Here is a 7,402-nt window from a genome sequence, read left to right as displayed (position 1 = left end):
TCTTCGGCTAATCGTGCTTGCTCGGCCGCTTTTGCCTCTGCCGCTAACCGTGCTTCCTCGGCGGCTTTCGCCTCTTCGGCTAACCGTGCTTCCTCGGCGGCTTTCGCCTCTTCGGCTAACCGCGCTTCCTCAGCCGCTTTCGCCTCTGCCGCTAATCGCGCTTCTTCGGCGGCTTTCGCCTCTGCCGCTAATCGCGCTTCCTCGGCCGCTTTCGCCTCTGCGGCTAATCGTGCTTCCTCGGCGGCTTTGGCCTCTTCAGCAAGCTGTTGCGCATGCTTTTCTTGTTCTACGTCTGTTGCTTGCTGATCTTTGTTTTTGCCAAAACCCAGCCATGAAAAAAAACCTTTTTTTGCCATTCTAATATTACTCACTAAATGTCGGGGTGATTAGGACTAGCCGTAACTCGGCACCTTCTTTAGAATACTCACCCCTTATGGGTGCAAACCGCCTTATACTAGCACTTTATTGAAACACGGCGAAACGAGATGGCAAAAGCAAAACCAATTAAAAAAGCCGCAGTAGGCATCGGACAAATTCGTTTGATTGGCGGACAATGGCGTGGGCGTAAATTACCGGTACTCAATAGCGAGGGCCTAAGGCCGACGAGCGATCGAATAAAAGAAACATTATTTAACTGGTTAATGTTCGATATTCCCCATTGTCGATGCTTAGACTTGTTTGCCGGCAGCGGTAGTCTAGGCTTTGAAGCCCTATCTCGTGGTGCCAAAGAGGTCATTTTAGTAGAAAAAGATGCCAAAGTAGCTCAACAATTACAACACAATCTTGCCAGCTTGCCAGCAGCTCAAGGCAAAGTCATTCATAGCGATGCCGTACACTTTTTACAGACTCCCGCTAGCGCATTTGACTTGGTTTTTCTTGATCCGCCCTTTCACCGTGAATTACTGCCCAATGTCTGCCAGTGGTTAGAAGAAAACGGCTGGTTAAATGATAATGCAAAAATTTATATTGAGCGAGAGCAATCACCTGAATCATTATCACTGCCAACTAATTGGCGACTATTAAAAGATAAGCACGCAGGCCAAGTTATTTATCAACTTTACCAAAGGGAAAATGAACAATGAAACTATTAAACTTAGCAATGAAACTGATCATGCTACTATTTTGGGCTGGCGTTATTTACGCTCTTGCAGGTCCAGACTTTAAAGAAGTGGGTTTAATGCCGCTTATTTTAGGCGCTATTGTACTTGTTATGCATATATTACAAATACTTATGCTTAAGCGTGTAGCCAACATACTCAACCCCAGCACGCAAGATTATCTTGGTGTACTGGTCTTTGGCTCTTTTGCTATGCACAAACACCGCGCTCGCTTAAAAGAAGTTATGGAAGAAAATAAGCAGAAAAACGCACAAAGAAAGCAACAGCAAGAAAAGTAATATTACATCTCAGCTCTAGGGAGCTTAGCTCCCTTTACTCTTCACCTAGGATGCTTGGTGCGTCTTGGCCACATTGCCAACAAAGCTCAAAGCTACCGGCGTTATGTTCCCCACATTGTGCACAATACCAATCGGGGCGCTGCTCTTGCTGATAGCGCGCTAAAATCAATTGCGACTGCGCTATATTCTGGGGGCGAACGTGCAAGGTCACTTCAATGACATTAGCAGGCAGCTCACCTAAGGCCCCAGCTAACGCTTCACCTTTAAGCTGCACTTGAATGCCAGACACTTCTAAGGCGCCTTTAATAGTATGCGCTTCTAAGCTATTAGCAGCCTGATAAACCCTCACCCACTCACTCATGTCTTTACCTTTTAACCGCATAATAAACTCCATCATACTCGTCTAAGCAAAGATGTGATCTTTTTTTACGTTGAGCGCTAGAAGCACAAAATGTTTAGTGTGATTGGTATTAGTTTTCCAGATGGGTATTACAGAACTCATCTTAGGTGAAAGGCGCTCATAGAAAAGGGGGTGACATTATGTCACCCCCTTTTGGGTTGTCGTACGGCTCTATTCCCTAAACCAAGTTGCTCCCTGCACTCCTTGACGTATTACCTCAATCCTTAAGGTCTTTCCTCACCTATTCCTTAGGCGTGTCCTTTTTGTCATCCTGACGGCGACTCATCCTGATTCGCGTACTTTCTCCATCCTGGAGGTGTCCCTTACCGCATCCTGCGGGTACTCCTATTTGCCTTACTTGGCAAGTCTATCTTCCTGATGGACTTCCTCGCTCCCTGCACAATTAACTATAGAGGTTTTCACTAATCTCTCAATATAGAAACTCAGAGAAAATTAAACTCCATCATGCAGCAATAACATAAAGCTTTGTTTTTAAAGCAAAATAAACATCTACTAACGAAAAAGCCACAACTTAAAGCGTGTTATCCACCAGAGGGTTGCGACATTACTTACAAAAAAATGGGCCAATCTCTTACAAAGATAGGTTGTCAGTAAATAGAGAGAGGACTAACAGCACTCACTTATTGTGCAAAAAGCGCAGTTATTACCAAAAAACCACGGCTGTAAACGATTATTAACAAAAAGTAGCCTGAATAACCGAGTCCGCTTACCATGAATCAACGAATACCGAAGGAGTAATAAAATGACCCTATTAACCCCACCCACTCCGTTAGTCGATTGCCAGTGGTTAGCGACTCATTTGCACGATCCTAATTTAGTGGTATTAGATGCCAGCTGGTATATGCCAGCAGCTAAACGCTCGGGAGAACAAGAGTGGCTATCTCAACGCATTCCTGGCGCCCAATTTTTTGACTTTGATAGCAAGATAAAAGACGAAAACAGCCCACTTCCACATATGCTGCCATCCGCTGAACAATTTTCACGACAGGTTTCTTCGTTAGGGGTAAATAACCACAGCTGTATTGTGATCTACGATGGCAGTGGCATATTTTCTGCCCCTAGGGTGTGGTGGATGTTTAAAGCCATGGGGCATGAACACGTAGCCGTACTAGATGGCGGCTTGCCCGAATGGATGGCACAGCGGCTTCCCGTAACCAGCGGCGACGCCAAACCAGTCGTTAAAGGAGAGTTTATCGCTAAGCGGCAAGCGGCTTGGATAGCCGATGCGGGGCAAGTACAAATGGCATTACCTTCGCCACAGAGCTCTCAGCAAGTACACAGCCAAGTTTTGGATGCCAGAAGTTTCGAACGCTTTAGCGGCCAAGCCGCAGACCCCCGCTCAGGGGTTAGAGCCGGTCATATGCCGGGGGCTATCTGCTTACCTTTTGGTGAACTATTGCAACAAGGGCGCTTTTTACCTCAGGCACAGTTAGCAGATAAGTTCGCCAAGCTGCTCTCTACTGAGCACAACTTAATTTGCAGCTGCGGATCGGGCGTTACCGCTGCTATTTTGGCGTTAGCTGCCAATATTATAGGGCATCAGCACATTGCCGTTTATGATGGCTCATGGGCCGAATGGGGGAGTTCGCCACATCTTCCCGTTATAACAGACTAAACCGACACAATAAAAAGCCCGCCATTAATGGCGGGCTTTTTAGTGCAAGCGAGAGTCAGATTATGACTTAACGTCTTCTTCTGCTACCGGACGTGCTGCGACACCCATTTTTAGCGCTAGCCAAATAACGAGTACCAAGCTAATCATCACCGAAAAAAAGTTAGTGCCCATATCAGGAAACTGGGTGCGTAACACCGCTGAGTAGCCAAACACACCTACCAAAAATGCCAGTAAGGTGCACAAAGGAGTATCTCCTTCCATGGGGGCACTTAAGTATTCTTGAGATAACATACGAGCGGCTAACGCTAACGCGATAATCGGGAAAATCGAAAACGCCAACTGGCTAACGCTTAAGGTCGCTAAAGTGGCGTTACCACATAGACCAACCAACAGGGCTAACAAAATAGGTTTACGACGAATTGTTTTACTTGCTGACATGATCATCCTTCCTCATATAAGGCTTAAAGCCTTTTTGCTTTATTGTATGCATCTGCGCCCTTAGCAATAATCCGCAGTTGCAAGGTCATACGTTCAGACAATGCTAAACGTTCATTTTCATTCATATCCAGCGCCTCTGCCCCAGCACTAAATACAATAGTGACCATAGCCTGAGCCTGCATTTCAGCATAACTTCGGCTAGTTTGCTGCTTCTCTTCTAAATAATCTGTCAGTTCAGCTGTAAAATGTTGAATTTCACGAGCCACTGCCTGACGAAACGCCGCCGAGGTACCAGAGCGCTCTCGTAATAATAAACGAAACACATCTGGACTTCGTTCGATAAATTCCATAAAGGTTTTTATCGATATTTGAATAACACTACCACCATCGGCAATACGCTGGCGAGCTTGACGCATAAGTTGTCTAAGGGTGAGCCCGCCCTCATCAACCAATGTTAACCCTAACTCTTCCATATCTTTGAAATGACGATAAAAAGAAGTAGGTGCTAACCCCGCCTCTCGCGCTACTTCGCGCAAACTTAAGCTAGAAAAGCTACGCTCTGCACTCAACTGACTAAAAGCCGCATCAATTAACGTGCGTCGAGTCTTTTCTTTTTGTTCTGCACGAATGCCCACTGCACACCAAGATCTAGCTTATTCATGTAGTGATCATACCCCTTTCTTACCATGCAATCAGCTCCGTTCGCTCATTTTTTGATTGACCCTATCGCTATTACAGTCAAAAATGGCGTACAGCTGTTCGCTCAATGGATAATTAAGATGCAAAAACCCCCTATAATTTGGACTAATCTGGCCGTATTTTCTGTGACGGGATTAGCAGCATTAGTGCTTGTACCTTGGTATGGGCTTAGTCATGGTTTTAATGGTTGGCAGTGGTTCGCAATGTTGGCGTTATTTAGCTATAGCTGCTTATCTATTACCGCCGGTTATCATCGTTTATGGGCACATAAAGCGTATGCCGCACACCCATTGCTACAATGGATATTTGCCTTAGGTGGTGCTTTATCATTGCAAAACTCGGCCTATCATTGGTGCGCCGATCATCGTCGTCATCACCGCCATGTCGATCATACTGATAAAGACCCTTACTCAGCGAGCAGAGGGCTTTGGTTCTCGCATATGGGCTGGATGCTGCGCCACTACAACAGCCCAGACGACAGTAATATTGCTGACCTTAAACGTAATCGTATTCTGGCTTTTCAGCATAAATACTATTTATTACTGACGGTGCTAATGAATGCAGGGCTACCATTATTACTCGGATTGTGGAATGGTGATATTTGGGGCATGTTGCTCTTGGCCGGTGGTTTACGGTTATTTTTGGGACATCACGTCACCTTCTTTATTAATTCACTCGCCCATTTCTGGGGCCGTCAGCCTTACACCAGCAAAAACTCAGCACGAGATAACGATATTTTAGCTGTGCTCACCTTTGGTGAGGGGTACCACAATTTTCATCACTTGTTTGAGTTTGATTACCGTAACGGTATTCGCTGGTGGCATTATGATCCCACTAAGTGGCTGATCCGTAGCATGAGTTGGTTAAAGCTAACCTCTCGCCTACGGACTTGTCCGCCCGAGCGCATTGAGCAAGCGCAGCTAGAACGTCGTTTTGAAGTTGCCCGTCAAAAGATTATGAAGCGCCAGCAAACCGCCGACACCGAGCAATGGTTAGCCTTATTACACAGCGAATATGAGCGGTTGTTACTGCAATTAAAAGATTACTACCAGATGCGTAAGCATTTGTTAGATATAAAGAAAAAAGCCGTGCGCTGTAAATATGAAGAGCTACGCCTACGTTTAAGCTGTGACGAACTTAAAGCCGCCTTTACTATTCAACGCCGCAACTGGTTAAAATTGACCACGCGCTTGGAGTTGGCGTAACCACCTAATGCCTAAGTAAGCTGCTATAGGGCTGTGACTAAGAGACCGATTGATGGCTTGGCGCTTTCTCTTTGACAAAAACCCAGCAAAATATCATAGTCACCGCTATTTTAAGTTAACAGCTACTCGCCGTTTAACTTTATAGCCAGCAGGAGCAGCAATACGTGGAAAAAAGGGCGCAATTTAGCAGCAAGCTAGGGTTTGTGATGGCCGCCGCCGGTTCAGCCATTGGCGTGGGTAATATTTGGGGCTTTCCAACTCAAGCTGCCAGTAATGGTGGTGGTGCCTTTTTGCTGGTCTACCTGTTGTTTATTTTTTTACTGGGTTACCCCATGTTGGTGGCAGAAATTACCATTGGTCGCCATGGCCAAGCTAACCCATTTTTAGCACTTAAAACCCTGACTAAAAAACCGCTGGGCAAGTCCATTGCGGGTTTGGTGGGCCTGGCTTCAGTATTAACCGTCAGCTTTATTTTTACTTTTTATGCCATTGTGTCGGGCTGGTTTATCTCTTATGCCTTAGATCCCATTGCAAGCTTGGTGGGAGCAGGTAGTACAGCCAGCTGGCTAACGGACTTTTCAACCTCGCGTAATGTGGTGTTTACCCTAGTCTTTGCGCTATTAAGCTTATATGTGGTGAGCCGAGGTCTTGAGCAAGGTATTGAAAAATGGTCGAGCCGACTAATGCCACTACTATTAGTCATGTTGGTGTTATTAACCGGTTATATGTTGTTTCAACCCGGCGCCAGTGAGGGCTTAAAGGTATATTTAGTACCTGACTTTGCGCAGGTATTAAATCGCGATGTATTAATAGGCGCACTGGGTCAGAGCTTCTTTTCATTGTCGTTAGGGGCAGCGGTGATGATGCTTTACGGCTCTTATCTTAATCGCCAAGCTAATATTCCGGCCTTAGCGGCCCAAGTTACATTACTCGATACCGGTGTGGCTTTTATGGCAGGGATGCTCATTTTGCCGGCTATGTATGTGGCACAGCATAATGGTGTGACCATTTTTGCCGACGACGGTAGTCTACTCAGCTCAGATACCTTGGTATTTTCGGTATTACCTGCCTTATTCAATACCATGGGAGCGGCACAATACCCCGTGGCCTTTGCCTTCTTTTTATTGATGATAGTAGCGGCACTCACCTCGGCTATTTCGATGCTAGAAGCTCCGGTGTCTTTGGTTCTGGAATCTACCAAGCTGTCGCGTATTAAGGCCACTTGGCTGGTCACTGCGTTATGTACGCTGTTTAGTATTGTGATTGTATTTAACTTTGGCAGCTTATTCGGCCTAGTGATCACTGCCACAACTCAGTATGCTCAGCCACTGGTGAGTATGTGTATTACGCTTTATGCGGGTTGGGTTTGGCATCGTCACTCGGTACTGAATGAGCTGAAAGCCGGCTATCCCGAAATAGAGCGAGGTTTATTCTGGAAAGTGTGGCCTTGGTACGTGCGCTTTGTCTGCCCGGTATTAGTGCTGGTGGTAATAGTGCAGTCATTTGCGGGCTAACAAGTAAATAGTGCCGAGCGTTGGGCTCTTACTATTAAAGAGCCCTTTTTATACCAATTTGGAAAAATAACTGATCTATTTTTGTTTGTATAAAAAGTCGAACAAAGGGTCTAC

At 45.8% G+C, this 7,402-nt stretch carries 8 protein-coding genes and 1 pseudogene; 5 read left to right on the top strand and 4 right to left on the bottom strand.

All coding sequences use genetic code 11. From position 1 onward, the window contains the following. Window positions 1–356 (bottom strand): annotated as a pseudogene (locus ACTHY5_RS08245) (signal recognition particle-docking protein FtsY); the annotation flags it as partial. A gap of 129 nt (window positions 357–485) precedes the next feature. On the opposite strand from ACTHY5_RS08245, the gene rsmD reads away from it, so the two are divergent. Both rsmD and ACTHY5_RS08235 read left to right on the top strand, forming a co-directional pair. Then, complete coding sequence (gene rsmD, locus ACTHY5_RS08240; protein WP_441878577.1) at window positions 486–1,082, top strand: 16S rRNA (guanine(966)-N(2))-methyltransferase RsmD; 597 nt, start codon at window positions 486–488, stop codon at window positions 1,080–1,082. Next, window positions 1,079–1,396, top strand: a complete 318-nt coding sequence (locus ACTHY5_RS08235) for a DUF1145 domain-containing protein (RefSeq protein WP_441878575.1) — start codon at window positions 1,079–1,081, stop codon at window positions 1,394–1,396. Before rsmD ends, ACTHY5_RS08235 begins: the two co-directional genes overlap by 4 nt. 34 nt (window positions 1,397–1,430) lie before the next feature. On the opposite strand, the gene ACTHY5_RS08230 is transcribed toward ACTHY5_RS08235, so the two are convergent. Continuing rightward, entirely contained in the window at window positions 1,431–1,778 is a 348-nt protein-coding gene (locus tag ACTHY5_RS08230) for a putative signal transducing protein (RefSeq protein ID WP_441878573.1), read from the bottom strand. 781 nt (window positions 1,779–2,559) lie between these two features. Here ACTHY5_RS08230 and ACTHY5_RS08225 point away from each other — a divergent pair. After that, window positions 2,560–3,432, top strand: a complete 873-nt coding sequence (locus ACTHY5_RS08225) for a sulfurtransferase (protein ID WP_441878571.1) — start codon at window positions 2,560–2,562, stop codon at window positions 3,430–3,432. A 60-nt stretch (window positions 3,433–3,492) separates the two neighbouring features. Here ACTHY5_RS08225 and ACTHY5_RS08220 read toward each other — a convergent pair whose 3' ends face one another. Continuing rightward, entirely contained in the window at window positions 3,493–3,870 is a 378-nt protein-coding gene (locus tag ACTHY5_RS08220; protein ID WP_441878569.1) for a YijD family membrane protein, read from the bottom strand. A gap of 23 nt (window positions 3,871–3,893) precedes the next feature. Then, window positions 3,894–4,505 carry an HTH-type transcriptional repressor FabR gene (gene fabR, locus ACTHY5_RS08215; protein ID WP_441878567.1) on the bottom strand — a complete coding sequence of 204 codons (612 nt, stop codon included), beginning with the start codon at window positions 4,503–4,505 and terminating at the stop codon, window positions 3,894–3,896. Window positions 4,506–4,649: 144 nt separating this feature from the next. On the opposite strand from fabR, the gene ACTHY5_RS08210 reads away from it, so the two are divergent. Together ACTHY5_RS08210 and ACTHY5_RS08205 are read left to right on the top strand one after the other, a co-directional pair. Further along, entirely contained in the window at window positions 4,650–5,774 is a 1,125-nt protein-coding gene (locus ACTHY5_RS08210) for an acyl-CoA desaturase (protein ID WP_441878565.1), read from the top strand. A gap of 164 nt (window positions 5,775–5,938) precedes the next feature. Next, on the top strand, window positions 5,939–7,288 hold the full coding sequence (locus ACTHY5_RS08205) for a sodium-dependent transporter (RefSeq protein ID WP_441878563.1): 1,350 nt from the start codon (window positions 5,939–5,941) through the stop codon (window positions 7,286–7,288). Window positions 7,289–7,402: the final 114 nt, after the last annotated feature.

Origin of the sequence: Oceanisphaera sp., from assembly GCF_052084945.1 — a bacterium.
Taxonomy (GTDB): Bacteria; Pseudomonadota; Gammaproteobacteria; order Enterobacterales; family Aeromonadaceae; genus Oceanimonas.
Note: the sequence above shows the minus strand (reverse complement) of the source record. Positions and strands in the feature narration are given on the sequence as shown.